This window comes from Pseudomonas sp. AC242 (assembly GCF_979258655.1).
This window is the reverse complement of record NZ_OZ409873.1, coordinates 4,584,833-4,608,772: the sequence shown is the minus strand read 5'-3', so window position 1 is coordinate 4,608,772 and position 23,940 is coordinate 4,584,833. Positions and strand designations below refer to the sequence as shown.

General features: G+C 59.6%; 27 protein-coding genes and 1 riboswitch. Of the genes, 12 read left to right on the top strand and 15 right to left on the bottom strand.

The window, feature by feature from the left end:
- Position 1: 1 nt before the first annotated feature.
- The 4 genes from ACZZ0A_RS20585 to ACZZ0A_RS20570 form a co-directional block, all read right to left on the bottom strand.
- Entirely contained in the window at positions 2-943 is a 942-nt protein-coding gene (locus tag ACZZ0A_RS20585) for a MerR family transcriptional regulator (protein WP_447787090.1), read from the bottom strand.
- Positions 943-1,905 (bottom strand): YbgA family protein, encoded by a 963-nt coding sequence (locus ACZZ0A_RS20580; RefSeq protein ID WP_095114383.1) that lies wholly within the window; start codon positions 1,903-1,905, stop codon positions 943-945. Before ACZZ0A_RS20580 ends, ACZZ0A_RS20585 begins: the two co-directional genes overlap by 1 nt.
- A gap of 179 nt (positions 1,906-2,084) precedes the next feature.
- Complete coding sequence (locus ACZZ0A_RS20575; RefSeq protein WP_095114384.1) at positions 2,085-2,303, bottom strand: TIGR02450 family Trp-rich protein; 219 nt, start codon at positions 2,301-2,303, stop codon at positions 2,085-2,087.
- A complete protein-coding gene (locus tag ACZZ0A_RS20570; protein WP_007912846.1) occupies positions 2,300-3,286 on the bottom strand; it encodes an NAD(P)/FAD-dependent oxidoreductase in 987 nt (328 codons plus the stop codon). Before ACZZ0A_RS20570 ends, ACZZ0A_RS20575 begins: the two co-directional genes overlap by 4 nt.
- A 197-nt stretch (positions 3,287-3,483) precedes the next feature.
- Between ACZZ0A_RS20570 and ACZZ0A_RS20565 the strand changes: the two genes are divergently transcribed.
- Complete coding sequence (locus ACZZ0A_RS20565; RefSeq protein WP_007912845.1) at positions 3,484-4,386, top strand: TIGR01777 family oxidoreductase; 903 nt, start codon at positions 3,484-3,486, stop codon at positions 4,384-4,386.
- A gap of 13 nt (positions 4,387-4,399) precedes the next feature.
- Complete coding sequence (hemH, locus tag ACZZ0A_RS20560) at positions 4,400-5,425, top strand: ferrochelatase (RefSeq protein WP_123376573.1); 1,026 nt, start codon at positions 4,400-4,402, stop codon at positions 5,423-5,425.
- A gap of 74 nt (positions 5,426-5,499) precedes the next feature.
- On the opposite strand, the gene ACZZ0A_RS20555 is transcribed toward hemH, so the two are convergent.
- The gene (locus ACZZ0A_RS20555) at positions 5,500-6,774 is read right to left on the bottom strand and encodes a uracil-xanthine permease family protein (RefSeq protein WP_077574503.1); all 1,275 of its coding nucleotides are present in this window, start codon (positions 6,772-6,774) and stop codon (positions 5,500-5,502) included.
- 2 nt (positions 6,775-6,776) lie between these two features.
- Positions 6,777-7,415: a uracil phosphoribosyltransferase gene (upp, locus tag ACZZ0A_RS20550; protein ID WP_007912842.1), complete on the bottom strand. Its 639-nt coding sequence runs from the start codon at positions 7,413-7,415 to the stop codon at positions 6,777-6,779.
- Between the two features lie 175 nt (positions 7,416-7,590).
- On the opposite strand from upp, the gene ACZZ0A_RS20545 reads away from it, so the two are divergent.
- From ACZZ0A_RS20545 to ACZZ0A_RS20535, 3 genes are all read left to right on the top strand, one after another.
- Positions 7,591-8,148 carry a hypoxanthine-guanine phosphoribosyltransferase gene (locus ACZZ0A_RS20545; RefSeq protein ID WP_007912840.1) on the top strand — a complete coding sequence of 186 codons (558 nt, stop codon included), beginning with the start codon at positions 7,591-7,593 and terminating at the stop codon, positions 8,146-8,148.
- Positions 8,149-8,309: 161 nt separating this feature from the next.
- On the top strand, positions 8,310-8,789 hold the full coding sequence (locus ACZZ0A_RS20540; RefSeq protein ID WP_007912838.1) for a hypothetical protein: 480 nt from the start codon (positions 8,310-8,312) through the stop codon (positions 8,787-8,789).
- Positions 8,790-8,852: 63 nt separating this feature from the next.
- The gene (locus ACZZ0A_RS20535; RefSeq protein WP_463543666.1) at positions 8,853-9,140 is read left to right on the top strand and encodes a PA4642 family protein; all 288 of its coding nucleotides are present in this window, start codon (positions 8,853-8,855) and stop codon (positions 9,138-9,140) included.
- Positions 9,141-9,277: 137 nt separating this feature from the next.
- Here the strand turns inward: ACZZ0A_RS20535 and mqo are convergent, their stop codons facing one another.
- Together mqo and ACZZ0A_RS20525 are read right to left on the bottom strand one after the other, a co-directional pair.
- Positions 9,278-10,786, bottom strand: a complete 1,509-nt coding sequence (gene mqo, locus ACZZ0A_RS20530; protein ID WP_095114387.1) for a malate dehydrogenase (quinone) — start codon at positions 10,784-10,786, stop codon at positions 9,278-9,280.
- A gap of 708 nt (positions 10,787-11,494) precedes the next feature.
- Complete coding sequence (locus ACZZ0A_RS20525; RefSeq protein ID WP_007912834.1) at positions 11,495-11,728, bottom strand: hypothetical protein; 234 nt, start codon at positions 11,726-11,728, stop codon at positions 11,495-11,497.
- A gap of 204 nt (positions 11,729-11,932) precedes the next feature.
- Here ACZZ0A_RS20525 and ACZZ0A_RS20520 point away from each other — a divergent pair, with 204 nt between their 5' ends.
- Positions 11,933-12,517, top strand: a complete 585-nt coding sequence (locus ACZZ0A_RS20520) for a YajG family lipoprotein (protein ID WP_007912832.1) — start codon at positions 11,933-11,935, stop codon at positions 12,515-12,517.
- A gap of 245 nt (positions 12,518-12,762) precedes the next feature.
- On the opposite strand, the gene ACZZ0A_RS20515 is transcribed toward ACZZ0A_RS20520, so the two are convergent.
- The gene (locus tag ACZZ0A_RS20515; protein ID WP_008083982.1) at positions 12,763-12,969 is read right to left on the bottom strand and encodes a hypothetical protein; all 207 of its coding nucleotides are present in this window, start codon (positions 12,967-12,969) and stop codon (positions 12,763-12,765) included.
- Positions 12,970-13,162: 193 nt separating this feature from the next.
- On the opposite strand from ACZZ0A_RS20515, the gene ACZZ0A_RS20510 reads away from it, so the two are divergent.
- Positions 13,163-13,441 carry a hypothetical protein gene (locus ACZZ0A_RS20510; RefSeq protein ID WP_007912825.1) on the top strand — a complete coding sequence of 93 codons (279 nt, stop codon included), beginning with the start codon at positions 13,163-13,165 and terminating at the stop codon, positions 13,439-13,441.
- Between the two features lie 60 nt (positions 13,442-13,501).
- Here the strand turns inward: ACZZ0A_RS20510 and ACZZ0A_RS20505 are convergent, their stop codons facing one another.
- Positions 13,502-14,665: a 1-acyl-sn-glycerol-3-phosphate acyltransferase gene (locus tag ACZZ0A_RS20505; protein ID WP_414893581.1), complete on the bottom strand. Its 1,164-nt coding sequence runs from the start codon at positions 14,663-14,665 to the stop codon at positions 13,502-13,504.
- Between the two features lie 142 nt (positions 14,666-14,807).
- Here ACZZ0A_RS20505 and ACZZ0A_RS20500 point away from each other — a divergent pair, with 142 nt between their 5' ends.
- The 3 genes from ACZZ0A_RS20500 to ACZZ0A_RS20490 are packed head-to-tail and all read left to right on the top strand — an operon-like array spanning position 14,808 to position 15,920.
- A complete protein-coding gene (locus ACZZ0A_RS20500) occupies positions 14,808-14,990 on the top strand; it encodes a CPXCG motif-containing cysteine-rich protein (protein ID WP_122599131.1) in 183 nt (60 codons plus the stop codon).
- 9 nt (positions 14,991-14,999) lie between these two features.
- Positions 15,000-15,260 (top strand): putative signal transducing protein, encoded by a 261-nt coding sequence (locus ACZZ0A_RS20495; RefSeq protein ID WP_007912819.1) that lies wholly within the window; start codon positions 15,000-15,002, stop codon positions 15,258-15,260.
- A gap of 36 nt (positions 15,261-15,296) precedes the next feature.
- The gene (locus tag ACZZ0A_RS20490; RefSeq protein WP_463543665.1) at positions 15,297-15,920 is read left to right on the top strand and encodes an SOS response-associated peptidase; all 624 of its coding nucleotides are present in this window, start codon (positions 15,297-15,299) and stop codon (positions 15,918-15,920) included.
- Between the two features lie 207 nt (positions 15,921-16,127).
- Here ACZZ0A_RS20490 and ACZZ0A_RS20485 read toward each other — a convergent pair whose 3' ends face one another.
- Positions 16,128-18,269, bottom strand: coding sequence for a methyl-accepting chemotaxis protein (locus tag ACZZ0A_RS20485; RefSeq protein ID WP_463543664.1), 2,142 nt, complete (start codon positions 18,267-18,269; stop codon positions 16,128-16,130).
- 263 nt (positions 18,270-18,532) lie between these two features.
- Here ACZZ0A_RS20485 and ACZZ0A_RS20480 point away from each other — a divergent pair, with 263 nt between their 5' ends.
- Positions 18,533-19,351: a M48 family metallopeptidase gene (locus tag ACZZ0A_RS20480; protein ID WP_007912815.1), complete on the top strand. Its 819-nt coding sequence runs from the start codon at positions 18,533-18,535 to the stop codon at positions 19,349-19,351.
- A 124-nt stretch (positions 19,352-19,475) separates the two neighbouring features.
- Here the strand turns inward: ACZZ0A_RS20480 and ACZZ0A_RS20475 are convergent, their stop codons facing one another.
- The 3 genes from ACZZ0A_RS20475 to ACZZ0A_RS20465 all read right to left on the bottom strand — a co-directional run bounded on the left by ACZZ0A_RS20475 (position 19,476) and on the right by ACZZ0A_RS20465 (position 22,308).
- Positions 19,476-20,060 (bottom strand): TMEM165/GDT1 family protein, encoded by a 585-nt coding sequence (locus ACZZ0A_RS20475; protein ID WP_007912813.1) that lies wholly within the window; start codon positions 20,058-20,060, stop codon positions 19,476-19,478.
- Between the two features lie 87 nt (positions 20,061-20,147).
- Positions 20,148-20,272: riboswitch (yybP-ykoY riboswitch) on the bottom strand.
- Between the two features lie 39 nt (positions 20,273-20,311).
- Entirely contained in the window at positions 20,312-21,310 is a 999-nt protein-coding gene (locus ACZZ0A_RS20470; RefSeq protein ID WP_322844761.1) for a class I SAM-dependent methyltransferase, read from the bottom strand.
- Positions 21,311-21,342: 32 nt separating this feature from the next.
- A complete protein-coding gene (locus ACZZ0A_RS20465) occupies positions 21,343-22,308 on the bottom strand; it encodes a 2-hydroxyacid dehydrogenase (RefSeq protein ID WP_095112424.1) in 966 nt (321 codons plus the stop codon).
- Between the two features lie 91 nt (positions 22,309-22,399).
- Between ACZZ0A_RS20465 and ACZZ0A_RS20460 the strand changes: the two genes are divergently transcribed.
- Positions 22,400-23,029, top strand: coding sequence for a LysE family translocator (locus ACZZ0A_RS20460; RefSeq protein WP_007912807.1), 630 nt, complete (start codon positions 22,400-22,402; stop codon positions 23,027-23,029).
- Between the two features lie 95 nt (positions 23,030-23,124).
- Here ACZZ0A_RS20460 and ACZZ0A_RS20455 read toward each other — a convergent pair whose 3' ends face one another.
- Positions 23,125-23,889 (bottom strand): AraC family transcriptional regulator, encoded by a 765-nt coding sequence (locus tag ACZZ0A_RS20455; RefSeq protein WP_007912805.1) that lies wholly within the window; start codon positions 23,887-23,889, stop codon positions 23,125-23,127.
- Between the last annotated feature and the right edge of the window lie 51 nt (positions 23,890-23,940).

Below are 23,940 nucleotides of genomic sequence, written 5' to 3'. Positions count from 1 at the left end.
ATTAGATCAGCCCACGCTGAACGAGCACCTGGTGCGCTACAAGCGCGTCTTCAGCCAGGAACACATCAGCCATCTCTGAGGTTTTTACGGACAACTCGGCGTAGTGGATGCATACCGTTGGTCCGACCAGCATTTTTGTACAACCGACTCCGTTCAGTAGTTTGGGCAACTGCGCAAGGTTCATGGCTTTGCTGGAATACAGCAGTACGCCACGGGCTTGCAGATGTTCGACCGCCAGCGCCAGTTCGGCGGCAGGCAGCGGCCAGTCAAACACTTGCACCGGACAATCAGCGCTACTGATCAGCCACGCGCACAGCCACAGATGAGGTTCCAGTGGCAGGTCGGAATGATTGATCAATAGCAGCGGGGCGCCATGCAACTGACGATTGTTATGGTAGATGCGTGTGCCGAATTTGCTGCGTAACCACGAATAAAAGAACACCCGCTCCATCTGTGCGCCGAACTGGCCTTGCCAGCGCTGCTCCAGTTCCGCCAACAGCGGCATCAGCAATTGCTCGCACAATGTGCGTGGCGGGTAGAGCGCCATGGCCTGATTGACGCTGTCGTCGAGGCTGCGTTCATTGAGTTGCGTGACGGCCGTCAGCAGTGTCTGGCGCAACCGCTGCCAGTCGTTTTCCACGGTTTCGCTGAACGCCTGTGGTGTGTCGAGCAGAGGTTTGACCTGGCTGACCGCGACGCCACGGTTGAGCCAGGTAAGGATGGTCAGAATCCGCTGCACATGTTCGGCCGAATACAGCCGGTGGCCCTTGGGCGTGCGTTGCGGCACGACCAGCCCGTAGCGGCGTTCCCACGCGCGCAAAGTGATCGCGTTGACGCCGGTCTGCCGGGCGACTTCGCGGATCGGCAGCCAGCCCTCGTCGAGGGCTTTTTTAAAATCAGCGCCAAGGTCTTCCTGGGCGCTGGTATCCATTTTGTCGTTCATTAGATTGCGTTTCGCAGGCTGAGGTTTTCCGGGTGCGGTTGCAGGTAAACCTGTTGCGCGATGTACGAATCCGGATGGAGGCGAAAGTGGTGCTTGAGCAGCGTCAACGGCACCACCAGCGGCACGATGCCCTGGCGGTACTGGCCGATGACGTGTTGCATTTCCTGTTTGTCTTCGGCGCTGATTGCCTGTTTCAGATAACCGCTGATGTGCAGCAAAACGTTGCAGTGCGTGCCACGGGTGGCGCATTTCTTCAATGCCGCCATCAGTTCGCTGAAATAGCGCGGGCCGAGTTCGGCGGGATCGGTGTCGGCCATGTTGCCGAGCATTTTGCCCAGCGCTTTGTATTGCGGCGGATTGTGCGCCATCAGCAAATATTTATAGCGCGAATGGAATTCGGTGAGGGCGCGACGACTCAGGCCACCGGCAAGGACGTGTTGCCATTCGCTGTAGGCGAACACGCGGGTGATGAAGTTCTCGCGCAGCACCGGATCATTGAGGCGCCCGGCTTCTTCCACCGGCAAATCCGGATGGCGCGCGCAGAACGCCTGGGCGTAAATACCGCGCCCGCCGCCGTTAATCGGGGCACCGTTGGTGTGGTAGACCTTGACCCGTTCGAGGCCGCAGGACGGCGATTGCTGCATGAAGATGTAGCCGCAGATGTCATCAAGCTCGGCGGCCATTTTCGTGCCGTACTCGGCCAATGGCTGGGTGACGTTGATCGCCGGGTTGACCGTGCCGACCGCTTGCGGATGCTCGGCCTCGCCAACGAGGCGGATCGGTTCGCGCGGGATGCCCAGGCCGATGGCGACTTCAGGGCATACCGGGACAAAATCGAAATGCTCGGTGAGGGTGCGGCTGCACAGTCGCGATTCCTTGTGCCCACCGTTGAAGCGCACCTCGGCACCCAGCAGGCAGGCGCTGATGGCGATTTTTGGCTTGGCTACGCAAGTATCTGACATGGGCACCTCGAATCTATACCTGTACAGAGGTAGATCTCTGTACAACTTTCGTCAGCATAGATTCATGGGTGTACAAGTCAAATTATTTGTACAACTTTCTGTAGGAGCTGCCGAAGGCTGCGATCTTTTGATGTTGTGGTTGTAAAGCAAAATCAAAAGATCGCAGCCTTCGGCAGCTCCTACATGAGCCAACCGATTTTCCAGTGAGTGCTGTTTTGTAGCGCTTGCCAATCGAGTCGTTCGGCACGCTTGGTCAACACCGCCTGCAATTCGACTTCCAGCACCGTACCTTCCTCATCTCGGAACAGTTCGGTCACCAGAAAATGTTTTTCACGATTCAGCGGTTGAGCTGCTGTCCATTTCGACAGCAGCAATTTTTGCGGATTGATGCGGTTCATTGCAGGTGTTCGTGCAAGCGTCGTGCAGCTTCCTGGCCACTGAGCCAAGCGCCTTCGACGCGCCCGGACAGGCACCAGTCGCCGCAAGCGTAGAGGCCCAGATCGGCATCGGCCAGCGTGCCCCATTCGTGGCCCGTCGCGGGTCGCGCATAGAGCCAGCGGTGGGCGAGGCTGAAGGTCGGCGCGGGCATGGCGCTGTGCAGCAATTCGGCAAAGGCACCGTGCAGTTGCTCGATCACCGCTTCCTTGGACAAGTCGATGTGTTGCCGGCTCCACGCGCTGGTGGCATGCAGCACCCACGTGTCGAGGGTGTTGTCGCGCCCCGGTTTACTGCGGTTTCGCGCCAACCAGTCGAGCGGGCTGTCCTGCACAAAGCAACCTTCGATCGGCGTATCCAGTGGTGTTTCGAAAGCGAGGGCGACGGCCCAGGTCGGGTCCATTTTCACCCCGGCGGCGGCCCCGGCAAGTTTCGGTGCGGCGGCCAGCAGGGCAGTCGCTTGCGGTGCTGGCGTGGCGATCACGACATGACTGAACGGCCCGTGCGTGAAACCTTCGGCGTCCTGCAAGTGCCAATGTTCTTCACCGCGATAGACCTCGGTAATCCGGCAGGCAAAGTGCACTTCCAGACCGTCAAGCAAGCCACGAGTAATGGCGCTCATACGCGGCGCACCGACCCATCGGGTCTGCTCGTCCGGCGACAGGTTCAGTTGCCCGCCCTGATAGGTGTAGAGCTGTGGCGTCCACTCGGCGACCCAACCCTGGCTTTGCCAACGCTGCACTTCGGTGACGAAGCGGCGGTCGCGGGCAGTGAAATATTGCGCGCCCATGTCCAGCGAGCCAGCGTCACTGCGCTTGCTCGACATACGCCCGCCGCTGCCGCGACTTTTGTCGAATAATTGAACGGTGTGCCCGCTCTCTGTCAGAGCCTGGGCGGCGGAGAGCCCGGCGATGCCGGTGCCGATGATTGCGATAGGTACAGTCATAGGGGCCTCGTTTACCTTTCTGTACAGACTACGCCGTGGATGAAACCTGTACAATTTTGTTTTTTGGTATAACTTCTAGCGTTCTCGTTCTGACAGCTTGGCCTATGGTTAAACAATAGAGCCTGCCCGATAGAAAAGATCCCTGCTTATAAAAATAGACTAGTGATCCGGGTTAAACGCCACGCGAGGAAGATGTCATGCACATATTGCTGACCGGCGGTACTGGTTTGATTGGACGTGCGCTCTGCCGACACTGGTTGGGGCAGGGCCATCGCTTGACGGTGTGGAGCCGCAAGCCGGAGAAAGTCGCGAAAATCTGTGGTGCGCAGGTACGTGGTATTGCGCGCCTGGAAGACCTCGGCGAAGAGTCGGTCGACGCGATCATCAATCTGGCCGGTGCGCCGATTGCCGATCGGCCGTGGACCCATCGACGCAAAGCGTTGCTGTGGAGCAGCCGCATCACCCTGACCGAAACCCTGTTGGCCTGGCTGGAAACGCGATCACAAAAACCGGCGTTGCTGATCTCCGGGTCGGCGATCGGCTGGTACGGCGACGGCGGTGAGCGCGAACTGACGGAAGATTCGCCGCCGGTGATCGATGATTTCGCCAGCCAGTTGTGCATCGCCTGGGAAGAAACCGCGCAACGTGCCGAAGCGCAGGGAATCCGCGTGGTGCTGGTGCGAACGGGTCTGGTGCTGTCGGCCGAGGGCGGCTTTTTGTCGCGCTTGCTGTTGCCCTTCAAGCTCGGGCTGGGTGGGCCTTTGGGCAATGGTCGGCAGTGGATGCCGTGGATTCATATCAACGATCAAATCGCCCTGATTGATTTTCTTCTGCATCGTGATCAGGCCAGTGGTCCTTATAATGCGTGCGCGCCGCAACCTGTGCGCAATCGCGAATTTGCCAAGACGCTGGGCAGCGTTCTGCACCGCCCGGCGTTCATGCCGATGCCGACGCTGGCACTGAAAGTCGGCCTCGGCGAAATGTCTTTGTTGTTGCTCGGCGGCCAGAAGGCCCTGCCGGCACGCTTGCTGGAAGCGGGTTTCACTTTCCAGTTCACGGATTTACGCGCGGCCCTGGACGATCTCTCCAGCCGCCTCTGAAATAGGACGTTGCATGACCGATCACGCTTTGCTTCTGGTCAACCTGGGTTCCCCGGCCTCAACCTCAGTGGCCGATGTACGCAGCTACCTCAACCAATTCCTGATGGACCCGTACGTGATCGACCTGCCGTGGCCGGTGCGGCGTTTGCTGGTGTCGCTGATCCTGGTCAAGCGCCCGGAACAATCGGCCCACGCTTACGCCTCGATCTGGTGGGAGGAGGGCTCACCGCTGGTGGTGCTCAGCCGTCGTCTGCAACAGCAGATGACCGCACAGTGGAATCACGGCCCGGTGGAACTGGCGATGCGTTACGGCGAGCCGTCGATTGAAACCTGTTTGCTCAAGCTGGTGGCGGCGGGGCACAAGCGCATCACGCTGGCGCCGCTGTATCCGCAGTTCGCTGACAGCACTACGACCACGGTGATCGAAGAAGCCAAACGGGTGATTCGCCAGAAGAAGCTCGACGTGCAATTGTCGGTGCTGCAGCCGTTCTACGATCAGCCGGAATACCTCGATGCGCTGGTTGAAAGCGCCCGGCCACATTTGCAGCAGGATTACGATCACTTGCTGCTGAGCTTCCACGGTCTGCCTGAGCGGCACCTGACCAAACTCGATCCGACCGGCAATCATTGTTTCAAGAATGACGACTGCTGCAAGAACGCTTCGCCTGCAGTATTGGCGACCTGTTATCGCGCGCAATGCCTGCGGACAGCGGCGTTGTTCGCCGAGCGCATGGGCCTGCCGGATGGCAAGTGGTCGGTGTCGTTTCAGTCCCGTCTGGGCCGGGCGAAGTGGATCGAACCGTACACCGAAGCGCGGCTGGATGAACTGGCGAAAAGCGGCGTGAAGAAAATACTGGTGATGTGCCCGGCGTTTGTCGCCGATTGCATCGAGACGCTGGAAGAGATTGGTGATCGCGGCAAGGAACAGTTCCGCGAAGCGGGGGGCGAAGAGTTGGTGCTGGTGCCGTGCCTGAATGATGACACGCATTGGGCGAAAGCCTTGGCGACTCTCTGCGAAAGAGCACCGCTGGCGCTCTGAAAGCGAATCGCGAGCAGGCTCACTCCCACATGATCGTTCCCACGCAGAGCGTGGGAACGATCAGATCTAAGGGGTTAGATCAGCGGCTCATCCGCCTTCTTGTTCTTCCAGCCATCATTGCCCGGCAGAATCAGGTTCAGCGCAATCGCCACCACCGCGCACAGCGCGATGCCTTTGAGGCCGAAATCATCCGGGCCAGTGCCGGTGCCAACCAGCACACCGCCAATGCCGAACACCAGCGTCACCGACACAATGACCAGATTGCGCGCTTCGCCCAGATCGATCTTGTGACGGATCAGGGTGTTCATCCCCACGGCCGCAATCGAACCGAACAACAGGCACAGAATCCCGCCCATCACCGGCACCGGAATGCTTTGCAGCAGCGCGCCGAACTTGCCGATGAACGCCAGGCTGATGGCGAAGATCGCCGCCCAGGTCATGATTTTCGGGTTGTAGTTCTTGGTCAGCATCACCGCGCCCGTTACTTCGGCGTAGGTGGTGTTTGGTGGGCCGCCGAACAGGCCGGCTGCGGTGGTGGCAATGCCGTCACCGAGCAGGGTGCGATGCAGGCCGGGCTTCTTCAGGTAATCGCGACCGGTCACGCTACCGACGGCAATCACGCCACCGATGTGCTCAATGGCCGGGGCCAATGCCACCGGAACAATGAACAGAATCGCCTGCCAGTTAAACTCCGGCGCGGTGAAGTGCGGAATCGCAAACCAGGGCGCTGCGGCAATCTTCGCGGTATCAACGACACCGAAATAGAACGCCATGGCAAAACCGACCAGCACGCCGGAAATGATCGGCACCAGACGGAAGATGCCTTTGCCGAACACCGCCACGATCAACGTGGTCAGCAATGCCGGCATCGAGATCAGCATAGCGGTCTGGTAGTGGATCAGTTCGGAACCGTCGCCAGCCTTGCCCATTGCCATGTTTGCGGCAATCGGTGCCATGGCCAGGCCGATGGAAATGATCACCGGACCAATCACCACCGGTGGCAGCAGACGGTCGATAAAGCCCGTGCCTTTGATCTTCACGGCAAGGCCGAGGAAGGTGTAGACGAAACCGGCTGCCATCACTCCGCCCATGGTCGCGGCGAGGCCGAACTGGCCCTTGGCGAGAATGATCGGGGTGATGAAAGCGAAGCTCGACGCCAGAAACACCGGCACCTGACGCCCGGTGACGATCTGGAACAGGATCGTCCCAAGACCTGCGGTAAACAGTGCCACGTTCGGGTCCAGGCCCGTGATCAGCGGCATCAGCACCAAAGCGCCGAAAGCCACGAACAGCATCTGGGCGCCGGACAGCACCGTGCGCCAGAGCGGATCGTTGAACTCTTGCTGCATGGTCACGCGTCCTTCTGCTTGGTGCCGAAGATCTTGTCACCGGCGTCGCCAAGTCCAGGAATGATGTAACCGTGCTCGTTCAAGCGCTCATCAATGGACGCGGTGTAGATGGTCACGTCCGGGTGAGCTTTTTCGACTGCTGCGATACCTTCCGGCGCGGCAACCAGCACCATCGCGCGGATGTCTTTGCAACCAGCCTTTTTCAACAGGTCGATGGTCGCGACCATCGAGCTGCCAGTGGCGAGCATCGGGTCGATGATCATCGCCAACCGTTCGTCGATTTCCGGAACCAGTTTTTCCAGATAGGTGTGCGCTTGCAGGGTTTCTTCGTTGCGGGCGACACCCACAGCGGAAACCTTGGCACCCGGGATCAGGCTCAGCACGCCTTCGAGCATGCCGATGCCGGCGCGCAGGATCGGCACGACAGTGATCTTCTTGCCGGCGATTTTCTCGACCGACACGGTGCCGCACCAGCCTGCAATATCGTAGGACTCCAGCGGCAAATCTTTTGTAGCTTCATAGGTCAACAGGGCGCCGACTTCCTGAGCGAGCTCACGGAAGTTCTTGGTGCTGATATCGGCGCGGCGCATCAGGCCGAGTTTATGACGGATCAGCGGATGGCGGATCTCGAGGATGGGCATGGAAAAACTCCGGCGGCGGGCAAAAAAACCGGCCTAGATTAATCTATCCGAGGGTGATGTCCTATAGGACATTCTGTACGTTAGTCCATAAAGGCTTGATTCGGCCTCGCGAGATGCGTACCTTTGCCCGCTTTTCGCAGCCATACCCCCCCACATTCCCCCCCTGGAGAGCGCCATGTCCGCTGATCTCGAGCATATCCGTCAAATCATGCGAGAGGCTGACTGCCTGTACACCGAGTCTGAAGTCGAGGCGGCCATCGCCCGTGTCGGTGCACAAATCAACGAACAACTGGCTGACAGCAACCCGGTGGTGTTCTGCGTGATGAACGGCGGGCTGATTTTCTCCGGCAAACTGCTGACGCATCTGCACTTCCCGCTGGAAGCCTCCTACCTGCACGCGACCCGTTATCGCAACGAAACCAGCGGCGGCGACCTGTTCTGGAAAGCCAAGCCGGAAGTCTCGTTCATCGACCGCGACGTACTGATCATCGACGACATCCTCGACGAAGGTCACACCCTCGGTGCGATCATCGACTTCTGCAAACACGCCGGCGCGCGCAAAGTGCACACCGCCGTACTGATCGACAAGGACCATGACCGCAAGGCGCGTCCTGACCTGAAAGCCGATTTCGTCGGCCTGCCGTGCATCGACCGTTACATCTTCGGTTACGGCATGGACTACAAAGGCTACTGGCGCAACGCCAACGGGATTTTTGCCGTTAAAGGCATGTAAGACCCTGCACCATCCCCTGTAGGAGTGAGCCTGCTCGCGATAGCGTCGTATCAGCCAACATCAACGTTGCTGACAGACCGCAATCGCGAGCAGGCTCACTCCTACATTTGTTTGCGTGATACCCATGCTAGAGTGCTCGGCCCCGCCCTCCGGAGCCTGTCATGCGCCTCTTGATCCGCAGCCTCGCCGCCTTCTTGCTGGCCGTCAGCCTGCCGCTGTCCGCCGCGCCGATGCACAGCCAATTCCTGCCGCCGGACGATCTGACCGTGCGCGATGCCGAGCCCGAGCAGCAGCAACTTCTGCAGGTCACCGATTACTCGGTGGTCGTCGGCGCGCAACGTCAGTCCAATCAGCAGCCGATTCCGGTTACCTCGCCGTTGATGATCCGCCTCAAGGGCAAGTCCTTGAACAAGGGAGCGACCATCACCCAAGTGCTGGTCAATTTCGACGGCGAAAGTAAAAGCCTGAAAAAACCGGTCTACGACGACAAGAGCAAAACCCTGACGTTGTTTTATCCACAGGCCCAATACCGCGTGATCATCGATCTGCTGCGCAATGACACCGTGTATGTGCAGTTCCTCAGTTACGCCAACGGCCATATCTGGGCCGATTTGCACACCGGGGCGGTGCGATCGCGTTGAGCCCGGCGGCCGGGCAGGGGTAAACTGCCCGCCCCGTGTAATGTCTGCGAGCTGGAGTCGGCAATGCGTAAAGATAAGAAACAAGTGATTGGTGACGAGATCGGCGATGAGCAGATCAAGCTGTTCCTCGATTTTGAACCGGTCGACGCCACTTCGCCGTCACTGCACAAACTGATCAAAGCTTACCGTGGCCTGCGTATCGATGATTTCGAACGCTTTCTGGGCTTCTTCGTCGCTGCCGGTTATGACGTTGATGGCAAAGACGAGCAGGGCCAGACCTTCGTTGACGTGATCGCCGATCAGCGCAACGCCCCGGACTACATCGAGCTGATCGATAAAGCTCGCGCTTAAGATCAAAAGATCGCAGCCTTCGGCAGCTCCTACAGGATAAATACACATCCCATGTAGGAGCTGCCGCAGGCTGCGATCTTTTGCTTCTGACAGACATAAAAAAACGCCCCGATTGGGGCGTTTTTTATGCGGCTTGATCAAGCGTAGCTTGGGGTCTCGCTGCTTTCTTCAACCAGCTCCAGCGCGATGTTGTTCTGCGTATTGATCTTGCGATACAGCGCAGCATCGGTTTCCAGAACCTTTTCACGGGCCGGGAAGATCTCGGCCAGTTTGCCAGCCCACTCACCCTTGGCCTTGGCCGGGAAGCACTTCTCGATCAGTTCCAGCATGATCGAAACGGTCACCGACGCACCTGGCGAAGCACCGAGCAGGGCGGCGAGGGAACCGTCCTTGGCCGCAACCAGTTCGGTACCGAACTGCAGGATGCCGCCTTTTTTCGGGTCTTTCTTGATGATCTGCACCCGTTGGCCGGCCACTTCCAGGCGCCAGTCTTCGGCTTTCGCCTCAGGGTAGAAACGGCGCAGGGAATCCAGACGCTGTTCCATCGACTGCATCACTTCGCTGACCAGGTATTTGGTCAGGTCCATGTTGTTTTTCGCCACGGCCAGCATCGGCCCGATGTTGCCGGCGCGCACCGACAGCGGCAGGTCCATGAAGGAACCGTGCTTGAGGAACTTGGTGGTGAAACCGGCGTATGGCCCGAACAGCAGGGATTTCTTGCCGTCGACCACGCGGGTGTCCAGGTGCGGCACCGACATCGGTGGCGAACCCACGGCGGCCTGGCTGTAAACCTTGGCCTGGTGCTGTTTGACCACTTCCGGATTGTCGCAGCGCAGCCATTGGCCACTGATCGGGAAGCCGCCGAAGCCTTTGCTTTCTTCGATGCCCGAAGCCTGCAGCAATGGCAGGGCGGCACCGCCGGCGCCGAGGAAGACGAACTTGGCGTCGACTTCACGGGTGTTGCCGTTGTTGACGTCCTTGATGCTCACGGTCCAGCCAGCGCCGTTACGCTTGAGGCCGGTGACGCGCTTGCAGTATTTGACTTGGGTGTCGGGTGCGCTGGTCAGGTGCTTGAGCAACTGATTGGTCAGGGCGCCGAAGTTGACGTCGGTGCCGTTCATCACGCGAGTGGCGGCGAGGACTTCGTCCGGCGAGCGCCCCGGCATCATCAACGGCATCCATTCGGCCATTTTGGCCTTGTCTTCGGTGTATTCCATGTCGGCGAAGGCGTGGTGCTTGTGCAGCACGTCAAAACGTTCTTTCAGGAACGACACGCCGGAGTCGCCCTGGACGAAACTCAGGTGCGGTACCGGGCTGATGAAGGATTTGCACGAGCCGAAGGTGCCTTTCTTGGTCAGGTACGACCAGAACTGCTTCGACACCTCGAACTGGGTGTTGATGTGCACGGCTTTCTTGATGTCGACGGTGCCATCGGCGGCCTGCGGCGTGTAGTTCAGCTCGCACAGACCGGCGTGGCCGGTACCGGCGTTGTTCCAAGGGTTGGAACTCTCTGCGGCACCGGAATCCATCAGCTCGACGACTTCCAGCTTGATCGCGGGGTCGAGCTCTTTGAGCAGCACGGCAAGAGTGGCACTCATGATGCCGGCCCCAACCAGTACTACGTCGACTGCTTCGTTATGCGCCATTTAACGCGTCTCCAAAATCTGCAGCACCAAATTGTCGGCATGGCTGCCAGGCGTTCCGGGACAGATCAGTGGTGTCCAGGCTATCCATGGTCAGGTCGCCATGTCCGAATCTTCGCAATTTTTCGCAACTTCAACGGATGTATGCGGCTTGGCTTCAAGAGCTCCATGAACTCATTTCAGCGCGCGGCTGGCAATTCGACTTATGGTCGAGACATCCGTTTTTGTGCAACCAAATCCGTAGCGGACAGGCTTCAGGCTCCGATATTCGAGGTATACCCGGTCCTGTGTCGTTGGGCTGTTTCAGACGCTAATGGTGCATGTTCAGACGCAAAACTTTTCATTTGCTCGCCACACTCTTGTGAAGTTGTGAAAACCCGTTTTTTTCACGCTCTTTTGAAGACGTGAACCTCAAAAAAGGGCTGTCCAGGCCTGGCACCTTGCCCGCAAAGGCAAAACAACGCGGTGGCCGAGCGTCATGACAGCTCTGCAGATTCGCGAAAAGCGGGGTTTTTGCCGGAAGAACAGGCAAGCGCGCCAACTTCACTCGATCTGTGTGGGCGGCTCTCTGTGGGCGATTTTGGGTGTCGATGCATGCGCATTGACGCTGTTGCGGGGCCCGATCAGGAGACGTCCTTATAATCGGGGGGAGATTGTATCGAAGAAATGCGGGCAGTTGCTCGTGTTTAATGACTTTTATTAGGCATCCGGTCAGATGCTCAACATCGCTTGCACCCGTGCGCGGGGCTGCGACGCTATGACGCGGGCGCTGGCGGGCAGTGGCTGGTGCAACCAGTTGAGGCGGATTTCTTCGATTTCCACCCAACCGTCACCCATCGGCTGCAGGCTGCACTGCTTGAATGCCTGGCAATGGCCGTTGCGGTCGAGCAGGGCGAAGCTGCGATGCAGCGGACGTGGGGCGAACAACGAGATCAGATAACGCATGATTGAGTACCTTGTGGGGGACTGATTGCAAGGTTGCCAAAGCGCCGTGACGTCAACGTGTATGGCGGGTGAATAATCTGTGACAGGAACCGCTTTCCCACGGGTTTGTCAGACATTTCAGTATTCGCTGCCGGGCGCTGGTTACCCGCAGTGGCCCACCGCTATACTGCCGGCCTGTTTGTGCCTGATTCTGGAGAGAAGAGCATGTTGCAACGCCTGTTGTTCGGTTTGATCACTGTGGCCGGTTTGACCCTGGCCGGCTGCGCCCACAGCCCGCAACAACTGAGCCCGGAGCCGAAGCTGACCACCCAGCTGCCTGCGGTCGGCCGTGGCCAGCCTGTTGTCGTGCGTGTGGTCGACGGTCGCCCGTCGCCAACGTTGGGCACCCGTGGCGGCCTGTACCCGGAAACCAGCGCTATCACCGTGCAGCGCGAGCAGATCCTGCCGAAGTTGCAGGCTCAGGCTGAAGCCGCCGTGCGTCTGCTCGGCTTCACCCCGACCAACAACGCGCCAAACGCGCCGCAGTTGACCGTGACGTTGGCCGAACTGAAGTATCAGTCGCCTAAAGAAGGCATGTACGTGACCGAAGCGACCATCGGCGCGACCTTCCGCTCCGACGTGCAGAACGCCAACCGTCGCTACAGCGGCCGTTACGGTGCGTCGCTGGACCAGCGTTTCGGCATGGCGCCGAACCAGGAAACCAACACCAAACTGGTCAGCGATGTCTTGAGCGATGCGCTGACGCGTCTGTTCAAGGATCCGACTGTGGGTCAGGTTTTGGCTGAGTAAGTTTTCGGCGGATGTGAAAAAGCCCGGGGCCAGTGATGGTTCCGGGCTTTTTTGTGGGGCCTGAAATCCTCCCCCTCACCCCAGCCCTCTCCCCCAGGGGGGCGAGGGGGAAAGGGAGCCGATCGGGGGCTTTTCAGAACCGGAGTTCAACTCGAGTTTTTCAGGTCGATGTATCTCGAATAAACACCTCGGTCAGTCCCCTCTCCTTCTGGGAGAGGGCTAGGGTGAGGGTGCTTTTGCTATTTTCAGGCCGCCTGAGAATAGAAGTCGAGCACGCTGACGCCCGTCAGCAAATCCGTCTCGGGCAAATCTGCATGCTGATGCCCGCCGAGCGCGCAATACACCAGCCAATGGCGATCCTGAACATTGAAGGCAAGGCTGCCGACGAGGCTTTGTTGTTCGTCGTAAGGCGTGATGAGGTACAGACGATCCTGGTTTTCAGCGTGAAGCATGTCGCGTTCCATGTGTGTTTCGAGGCGCGCAGGGTGGCCTATCCACATGACGATGCCGTGACACAGGACAGCCATCGGTCGATTGTCAGGTTATTTGTCGCAAAGACTGGGGGTGAACCGGCAGGTTTGGTTAGAATCCGCGCCGCAGTCGTCGATCGGGCGTCTGCCATACCGGTTCAGATAGAGGTCTGTGATGTCGCTGCACTTGATGACACTGTTTACCGCCCATCCCGCCAAGTTGATCAACCTGCTGGCGCTGTTGTTGGCGTTTCCGGGCAGTTGGCTGCTGCACGCCACTCGCCGCCGTGAACAGCGCGCGATGGCCAGCATTGCCGCCCAGCGTCAGGCGCAGCCGAATGCCGAGCCGATCCTGGACTGGGCGACCTTGCGCATGAACCGGTTTTTCTATCGCTTCGGTTTTGCTTGCCTCGCTCTGGCCCTGATCGTTTCCTGGATCAGCACGCGCTTCTAAAAGCTTCAGGCATAAAAAACGGCGCCCGAAGGCGCCGTTTTTGCGTCAGGTGGAAACCGCTTACAGCGGCAACCCAGCCTTGACCCGGTATTGATTACGCACCGGCGTCGCATATTGCAGGACCAGATACGGACGATGCTCCTCAGGGCAAGCGTCCAGCCGGCTCTGCCATTCTTCCTGCGCCTTGGCCAGCTCATCCGCCGGGAAAACCTCGGCAGCCTTCGGCACATTCAACTGCGGATCGGCATCGGCCCACTGCGAGTACGCCAGGTAATGCACCGGGAATAACCGGTAGCCGCCGAGAATCTGCTTGTCCATTTCGACCGCCAATTGCTTGGTGTCTTCAAACAGCTCGGTGATCGGCGCCGCAAAGTTCACGTGCACCCGGCCCTTGTAGCCGGTGATGCCCTTGGCGATGCTTACGTCATCCTCGCCCGGCGCTTTCGCGTAGGTGCCGGTGGTGGCGCGGATGAATAGCTCGCGGGCCTTGGCCTGGTCGCACGGGTCGTATTCGTAGCTGATCGACACCGGGGTGACGTTCAGCGAGCGAATGACTTCGCCGAACGGCTCGTCCTTGCGGCTCATGTGGAACATCTTGAGGATCGCCGACTCGGTGCGATCGTCGCCGTCCTTCGCCCGACCTTCGGCCTGAGCGATCCAGATCGACGCGCAATCGTTGCGGATCGAGTGGTTGATGTACGCCGACAACAGTTGATACGCAGCCATTTTCTCGCGACGGCCGGTGATCGAACGGTGAACGATGAAGCTCTTGTTCAAGCGCATCAGGTCGCTGACAAACGGCTTCTGCAGCAGATTGTCGCCGATCGCGATGCGCGGGGTCGGCAGGCCTGCGTGGTACACGGCATAGTTGACGAAGGCCGGGTCCATCACGATGTCGCGGTGGTTGGCGATGAACAGATAGGCGCTGCCGGACTTGAATTGCTCGACACCGGTGTAGGTCACGCCGTCGGTGGCGCGCTCGATGGTGTGGTCGACGTAGGACTCGACCTTGTCCTGCAACGTCGCCACCGAGGTCACGTCGGCGAACTCACGACGCAGCCGATGGGCTATAAGTGGTTTGAGCATCCAGCCGAAGGCACCGGCAAAACGCGGGAAGCGGAAGTGGGTGAGGATATCTAGAAACGCCTTGTCGCCGAGCAGTCTTGCCAGTACCACAGGTACTTCGCTGTCGTCGTAAGGTCGGATGGCATCGAATTCGCCCATCATGCTCTCTTGTTGGAAACGGCTAGGGTAAGTAAAGGTTTTGATCGAAAACCCGCGGGGCACGGTCTGAAAAAGTAGCCAGACAAAAATAGCCCTGCAAATAGACCGGCGATTATACGCACAAGTCACTTGGGAGACCGCGATGCTGGAAACCGCTGAATACGAATGTCCTTATTGTGGGGAAGTAGTAGAGACGACGCTGGACCTGTCCGGTGGAGATCAGACTTACATTGAGGACTGTCAGGTGTGTTGTCGGCCGATCACGTTTGTATTGCAGGTTCATGGAGAGGAATGGCATCTGGAAGTCTTCAGCGAAAACGAGTGAGGCGTGCCCATGCAGCGAATCTATGAGCCGGAAAACCTGATGGAAGGTGAAATGCTCAAGGGCATGCTCGCCAGCGAAGGCATCGAGGCGCACTTGATTGGCCGCGATTTGCTCGGCGGTACGGGTGAATTGCCGATCTTCGGGTTATTGGGACTGTCCGTCGATAACGATCAGGCCGAATACGCCCGCGAGCTGATCACCGCGTACAATGCCGCGCTGCCGCTGCCCGGCGATGAACCGGAGAGCTTTCCCGGGACGCTGGTCTGTTAGGCTGAGCTTCGTTTTACTTCAGAGTCGTGTTGCCCCATGTGTGGACGTTATGCCCTGTTTCGCTGGAACCGCGATTTCGCGGCCCTGCCAGGTTTTCCCGCCGATCAGCAGGCGCAGTGGAACATTTCCCCCAATGATTCGGTGTTGATGCTGCGTGCCGCTGAAGATGGCCAGCGCACCTTGGCCCGCGCCCGTTGGGGGCTGACGCCGCCGTGGCTGACCGATTTGTCGAAGACGCCGGCGCATGCCCGCGCGGAAACCGTGGCGGAGCAACCGATGTTTCGTGAAGCGCTGCGCCAGCGTCGCTGCCTCCTGCCGGCAAATGGCTTCTACGAATGGCGCGGAACACAGCGCAAGCGGCCGTACTGGCTGACGCCAGGGGAGGGCGCTTCGCTGTTTTTTGCGGCGATCTGGGAGGCGTATCCGGTGCAGGAGCAGGTCTGGCTGAGCACGGCGGTGATTACTCAGCCGGCGTCGAGTCAGCGGCGGCCGTTGATTTTGGATGAGGCGGGGCAGGCGGCTTGGCTGGATCCGGAGACGCCGTTACATGTATTGCAGGGGTTGCTGGCCAGTGAACCGGCGGCGCTGCGTGAGCGGGTGTTGGCGAATCTGATTAATGATCCCAAGCTCAATGGGCCGGAGTGTCTGACTCCGGGTTAAAGCCTGAAGGTCAAAAGCCCCTCACCCTAGCCCTCTCCCGGAGGGAGAGGGGACTGACCGAGTTTTCTACCGTCATGCATCGACCTGAAAAATCGTGGCGATTATGGATTCGGTGAAAAGCGTTCAAGTCGGTGTACTTCGTCAATATCCCCCAATCAGTCCCCTCTCCCTCTGGGAGAGGGTTAGGGTGAGGGTGCTCTTGGCTTTTCAGACCTTGAACTGATTGATCAACCGCCGCTGCTGCTCCGCCAGTTTGGTCAGATCCGCGCTCGCCGAACTCGACTCATCCGCGCCACCCGCCACTTCATTGGCCACTTGCCCAATGTTGATCACGTTGCGATTGATGTCATCCGCCACTGCACTCTGCTCTTCCGCCGCACTAGCGATCTGCGTGTTCATGTCGTTGATTACCGATACCGCGTGAGTAATCGTCTCCAGTGCTTGAGCCGCTTTCGCCGCGTGCTGCACGCTTTCGTCGGTGCGGTTCTGGCTGTCCTCCATGACCCGCACGACATCGCGGGTGCCCTGTTGCAGTTGCTGGATCATGGACTGGATTTCTTCAGTGGCTTTCTGGGTTTTCTGCGCCAGATTGCGCACTTCATCCGCCACCACGGCAAAGCCGCGACCCTGCTCGCCGGCACGCGCCGCTTCAATCGCCGCGTTCAGCGCCAGCAGATTGGTCTGCTCGGCAATCCCGCGAATCGCCGTGAGAATCGCGTTGATGTTCTCGCTGTCCTTGGCCAAGGTCTGCACCACATCGACAGCCTTGCCGATTTCCAGCGCCAACACGCCAATCGAATCGGACGTGTCACGCACGATCTGCATGCCCTGACTCGCCGCCTGATCGGCATGGCTGGCCGCTTGCGCAGCCTGCGTAGCGTTACGCGCGACGTCCTGGGCGGTGGCGGTCATTTCCTGCACCGCCGTGGCGACTTGATCGATCTCGGCCATTTGTTTCTGGATGCCGATGTTGGTGCGAATGGCAATGTCGGCGGTGTGTTCCGAAGAATCGCTGACGCTCTGCACCGACGTCACCACTTGGGTGATCATCGCCTGCAATTTAGCGAGGAAGGTATTGAAGCCCTTGGCGATCGAGCCCAATTCATCGCTGCGATCACTGCTCAAGCGTCGGGTCAGATCACCTTCACCCTGAGCAATGTCATTGAGCATCGCGACCATTTGCTTCAGCGGTCGGGCGATGCCGTGGCCGACCAGCCAGATCACCAGCAAGCCAATGCCGGCGATGATCAGGCCGACCATGGCCATGCCGAACGTGTCGGACTTGCGTTGCGCATCGAGGTCGGCCTGCAGTTTTTGCAGATCCGCCATCACCGCGTTGAGCGGCAGTTGCAACATCAACGTCCAGCGCGCGTCGGTCTGGCCGATGCCGAATGGCAGGTACAACTCGATGCGCCCCTTGTCCTTGTTCACCGAGTAAGTCACTTCGCCGCGCTTGAGATTGGCCATGTTGGCGGTTTGTTCGGCGTCGAGGATGTCGCTGACTTTTTCGCCGAACTTGCTCGGGTCTTTGGTGTAGGCAACGATCCGCCCGTTACCGCCAATCAGCGCCATTTGCCCGGCGCCGCTGTACAACTTCTGGTTGGCGCCGAGGAGCATTTCCTGAATGAAGTTCACCGACAGGTCGGCGCCGACAATGCCCTGGAAAGCGCCGTTGAGCATGATCGGCTCAATAAAGGAGGCGAGCATGACGATCTTGTCACCGACCTTGTACGGCGCCGGATCGATCACGCAGGCTTTCTTCGTTTCCTTCGAGCACAAGTAGTACTCGCTGGCGCGCACGCCGGTGGACAGGGTTTTCTGGTCGTCAACGTCGACCAGTTTGTCCAGGCCGAGGGTGCCGTCATCGTTGCGGAACCACCACGGCAGGAAGCGCCCGTTGGCGGCATCGATACCGACCACGCTGGTGCCGACGTAGGCCGCGTCATTGTGGTCCAGGGCGTTCTTTTCCCAGCCGATGTAAGTGCCGAGAATCTTCGGGTTCTTTTCGACGTTTTCTTTGATCAGGCTGATCAGTTGTTCGCGGCTGACGCTCAGGCGCGGCTGGCCATCGGCGCCCGGCGTACCGAGCAGGGCGTTGACTCGCACCAGACCGCCGGCGATCAGCAGCGGCGCTTCGAGTTCGCGCTGGATCTGGCTGACCTGGGTTTGTGCCAGCGAAGTCAGGCGCCGTTCGATGACTTGCTCGAACTGCGCCTGAGTGCGCTGCTGCACCATTTCTTGTGTGCGCGCGCCGGAAAACAGCGCATACAGCACCAGCGCGGCCACCACGCTGAGCACGATGGCGCCGGCCAGGGCGGCAACGGAAAACTGGATCGACTTGAACTTCATGGGAGCTCCGCACGCAAGAGGACGTCTGCGCTGATGTATCGGCAGGCGGCATTGGGCCATGAGTGCGAGCAGGTGCAATTGAAAGCCGATGTCGCAAATGGATCAGTGCGCGACGCAGTTGCACGGGGCTTGATGGTGGCTGTGAATTTTTTACGACAGGCCAAGTGGGAAACGTCTGAAAGTCGCTGCAACACGTCCGTTGTATCTGGCGCCGATACAATTACCCGCCTAGGATACGCGACAGGTTTTCAGGGAGCTTTTGAATGAACAAGACATTGGTTGTAAGTGCACTGAGCGCAGCGCTGTTGCTGGCCGGTTGTCAGTCGGTCAACACCACCAGCGGCGGCGCCGTGGGGGTGGAGCGCAAGCAGTACATGTTCAGCATGCTGTCCTCGCAAGAGGTCGACCAGATGTATGCCCAGTCGTATCAGAAGACCGTCGGCGAGGCCTCCAGCAAAGGTGTGCTGGACAAGACCAGCCCCGAGGCCAAGCGGGTTCAGGCGATTGCCAACCGCCTGATCGCCCAGGCGCCGAATTTCCGTCCGGATGCGGCGCAATGGCAGTGGGAGGTCAATCTGATCAAGAGTGATGAACTTAACGCCAACTGCGGGCCTGGCGGCAAGATCATTTTCTACACCGGGCTGATCGACAGCCTGAAACTCACCGACGATGAAATCGCCGCGGTCATGGGCCATGAAATCGCCCACGCCCTGCGCGAACACGGTCGTGAAGCGATGTCCAAGGCTTACGGGATTGAAATGGCCAAGCAGGGCGCAGGTGCATTGCTCGGTCTGGGGCAGGACAGTCTGGCGCTGGCCGACACCGTGGCCAACTACGGCATGACCCTGCCGAACAGCCGTGCCAACGAAAACGAAGCTGACCTGATTGGTCTGGAGCTGGCCGCTCGTGCGGGCTACAACCCGAATGCCGCGATCACTCTGTGGAACAAGATGAGCAAGGCGTCGGAAGGTTCGCCGCCGGAGTTCATGAGTACTCACCCGGCTTCGACCAGCCGGATTGCCTCGTTGCAGGCGGCGATTCCGAAGGTCATGCCGCTGTACGAACAAGCGCCTAAATCCTGAGTCGGTGATCGTTCCCACGCTCTGCGTGGGAATGCCTCAAGGGACGCTCCGCGTTCCAAAAGGGACGCAAAGCGTCCCCGGCTGCATTCCCACGCAGAGCGTGGGAACGATCCTTCTCTCAGGGTTAAACCCAGCCACTGCTCTGCATTGCCTTGTACACCGCAACGATCGCCAGAATCATGAATGCCGAGGCCGCGAGGCGACGGATCAGGGTCAGTGGCAGTTTGTCCGCAGCAAAATTACCCGCCAGAACCACCGGCACGTTGGCAATCAACATGCCCGCCGTCGTACCGATAATCACCAGCCACAGATCCGGGTATTGTGCTGCGAGCATCACCGTAGCGACCTGAGTCTTGTCGCCCATTTCGGCGAGAAAAAACGCAATCAACGTGGTAAGGAAAGGCCCGAACTTGCGCGCGGTGCTGGTTTCATCGTCGTCCATTTTGTCCGGGACCAATGTCCACAGCGCAGTGGCGGTGAAGCTTGCGGCGAGTATCCAGTGCAGCGTCGCATTCGAGAAGAAACTGCCGAACCAGGCGCCGACCGCACCGGCTGCTGCGTGGTTGGCCAGGGTCGCGGCAACAATACCGGCAATGATCGGCCAGGGTTTGCGGAAGCGAGCGGCAAGAATCAGCGCGAGCAGTTGCGTCTTGTCGCCGATTTCGGCCAAGGCAACGATTGCGGTGGGAACGAGTAACGAGTCCAGCATCAGGATTTCCTAAGGGGCGGGTCGACACGGCTATGACACGTACAGCCTTCCCGCCCCGGGTAAGGTGTGCGTGTCATAGGTCTTGTCAAACCCTGCGATCCGTCTGCTGCGGACGCTTGGGTCGCATACGCCATGATCTGAGGATCAAGTATGTTGACGTATGCCGGACGAGCTTGGCGCTCGTGGGAGACTACTCCCCTAGGACGGAGCGGATTCTGCCTAGGCAAATCCGATTGAGCAAGAACAAATTTTCAGCCGCGCTTGGCCCGGTAAATCCGGAAACCATTGCCTTCGGCCTTGATCGCACAGATGCCCAGATGCTCTTCGATCAGTGGTTGATACTTGAGGAAACTATTCGCGACCAAGCGCAGTTCGCCGCCGTTTTTCAGATGTTTCGCTGCTTTTCGCAGCAAGTTCTCCGTGGCGAAATAATCGGTATGCACGCCGACATGGAAGGGTGGGTTGCTCAGAATAGCGTTCAAACCCATTGGTGCAGCGTCGATCCCGTCCCCGGTCAGCACTTCGGCTTCCAGACCGTTGGCCGCCAGCGTCAGACGGCTGCTGGCAGCGGCAAACGCATCCACATCCAGCAACGTGACCTGATTGTGTGGGTAGCGACGTTTGACCGCAGCCCCCAGCACGCCCGCGCCGCAACCGAAGTCGAGCAAATGGCCGCTCGGCAGTTTGTCCAGATGCTCCAGCAGCAGGGCGCTGCCGCGATCCAGGCGACCGTGGCTGAATACGCCCGGCAGGCTGATGACTTTCAGCGGACCCTCGGCCAAAGGCAATTCATAGGTCTGCGCCAGGCTTTCCAGGGATTTTGCTTCCGGCGCGTTGGCTACGGTGACTTGCCAGAGCTGGCAATGACGCGCGCTGTCGAGCTTGCGCGGTTTGCCGAACGGGTTGAGCTGCTTGGACGCGCCTTCGATGCCGCTGCGTTTTTCGCCGACTAGAAACACTTCGCGGCCGGCCAGACGCGAAGCCACCGCGTTGAGGATGTAATCGGTCAGATCCTTGGATTTTGGCAAGAACACCACGGCGCTGTCGAACTCGCGCTCCGGGACATTCACGCCGAAATGGCTGCGACCTTCGAAGCGCGCGTCCAGCGCGGCTTGATCGCCGGCATGCCAGCACCAGCCAAATGCGTTGGGCAGGCGCCCGAGCAAATCGTCGGCAGGCAAACCAGCCAGCAACAACGAACCTTGAAATAACTCGGGCTGACGAAGCAGTACTTCACTGCGCGGATCCATAACTGCTCCTCAAAAAAAAGTGCCGCAGTTTATCAACTGACGACCCGCAGCGCCTTACCGCTGAAAAACGCCTGGGCGTTTTCGGTCAATTGGCCGACGATGCGCTGCCGTGCCTCGCGGCTGCCCCAGGCGTTGTGCGGGGTGACAATCAGGCGCGGAATGTCCGCCGCGAGCAACGGATTGCCCTGGGTCGGCGGCTCGACGCTCAACACATCGGTAGCCGCGCCGCCGAGGTGACCGTTGCGCAAGGCATCGGCCAGCGCTTGCTCATCGATCAGTCCGCCGCGTGCCGTGTTGACCACGAATGCTCCGGGTTTCATCGACGCCAATTCGCGGGCACCGATGAAGTGGCGGGTGTGCTCATTGAGCGGGCAGTGCAGGGTGAGGGCGTCGATCTGCGGCAACAGCTCATCCAGTGGCAAGCGATCCGGGCGGGCTGGGCGCCCGGGAATCTGCCCGAGCAGCACGCGCATGCCGAACGCTTCGGCCAATCGCGCCACGGCGCCGCCGAGTTCGCCATGCCCGAGCAAGCCGAGGGTTTTGCCTTCCAGCTCGACAATCGGGTAGTCGAGCAAACAGAACTGTTTCGCCTGTTGCCAGCGACCTTCGCCAACGGCTTTCTGATAATCGGCCAGACGCGTGGCGAGGTTGAGCAGCAGCATGATCGTGTGCTGCGCCACCGACGGCGTGCCGTAACCTTGGCAGTTGCACACGGTGATGCCGTGAGCGCGGGCGGCAGCAAGGTCGACGTTGTTGGTGCCGGTGGCGGTGATCAGGATCAGTTTCAGCTCGGGGTTGGCGGCCATCGCGGCGGCGTCGATCAGGATCTTGTTGGAAATGGCGACGGTGGCGCCATGCAGGCGTTCGCTGACTTGCTCGGGCAAGGTCTGGGCGAACAGCTGCAGATCGCTGAAACACTCGCGCAACGGACTGAGGTCGAGGTCGCCGAGATCCAGCGAAGGGTGATCAAGGAATACCGCGCGGCGCGTGTTCGTCATCAACTGTACCTTTTGTGCTGTGAGCGTTGGGCGTAATCTGCCGAGCCTACCAGATGAAACAAATTGATACGCTTGGCCGAAAGGAGCCCCCATGTACTGGACCGAGTTCTTGACCGTTGCACTGATCCACTTGCTGGCCGTCGCCAGCCCCGGCCCGGACTTCGCCGTGGTGGTGCGCGAGAGCGTGACCCACGGGCGCCGCGCGGGCACCTGGACCGCGCTGGGCGTGGGTACGGCGATTTTCCTCCACGTTGGTTATTCGCTGCTCGGCATTGGCCTGATCGTGTCGCAATCGATTGTGCTGTTCAACGCCTTGAAATGGGCGGCGGCTGCGTACTTGCTGTACATCGGCTTCAAGGCATTGCGCGCGCAACCGGCGAAAACCGTCACCGATGATCTGCACAAAGAAGCGGGCGTACGCACCGCTCGCGGCGCATTCACTTCAGGCTTCGTGACCAACGGCCTGAACCCGAAAGCCACGCTGTTCTTTCTGTCGCTGTTCACCGTGGTGATCAATCCGCACACGCCACTGGCCGTGCAGGCCGGTTACGGGATTTACCTGGCTGTCGCAACTGCGATTTGGTTCTGCCTGGTGGCGATGCTGTTCAGCCAGCAACGTGTACGCGCCGGTTTCGCCCGCATGGGCCATTGGTTCGACCGCACCATGGGCGCGGTGCTGATCGCTCTCGGCGTGAAAATCGCGTTCACCGAGATGCATTGATCCTACTGTGTAGGAGCTGCCGAAGGCTGCGATCTTTTGATCTTGATCTTAAAAACAAAGTCAAAAGATCGCAGCCTCGTTGCACTCGACAGCTCCTACACCAGTTCGCTGAGCTTGCTCAGGTTATTCAGGTATTCGCGCGGATTCTCCCCGAGTAAACGGCGAAACATCGCGCTGAACGCCCGCGCGCTGCCGTAACCCAGATCCCGCGCCACACGCTGCACGCTGTCCCCGGCGAGCAGGCGTGGCAGGGCTTCCATCAGGCGCAGTTGCTGGCGCCAGGCGTTGAAACTCATCTGCAATTGTTGCTGAAACAGCCGCGCCAACGTGCGTGAGCTGGCACCGACCTGCTGCGCCCAGTCTTCCAGCGTATTGGCGTGATCCGGGGTGTGCAGCAGTGCCAGACAGATGTTTTGCAGACGCCGGTCAGTGGGCATCGGAATGTGCAGCGGCAGGTTCTCCAGGCTGGCGAGTTCTTCGAGCATCAGTTGCTGGATCAACGGATTATCGGCATGCGGCGGCCCTTGCACGGCACGCAGGATCAGCTCGCGCAGCAGCGGCGTCACCGCCAATACGCAGCACTGTTGCAGGCTGGCGGGCGACAGCTCAGGGGCGATGAACAGCGAGCGCATCTGCACATCGCCACTCATGAAAATCTCGTGCGCCACCTCGGGTGGAATCCACACCGCGCGACTCGGCGGAATCACCCACGCACCCGATTGCGTGACCACGCGCATGATCCCGCTGACCGCGTACAACAACTGCGCCTCGCGATGCAGGTGCAGCGGCTGGTGCGCGCCATCCAGATAATCCCGGGGGTAGGCACTCACCGGGCCGTGTTCGAAGTGGCTGATCAACATGTCTGATTCGATGACTTGCTTGGCAGGAATGCGCTTTATGGCCAACTTAGC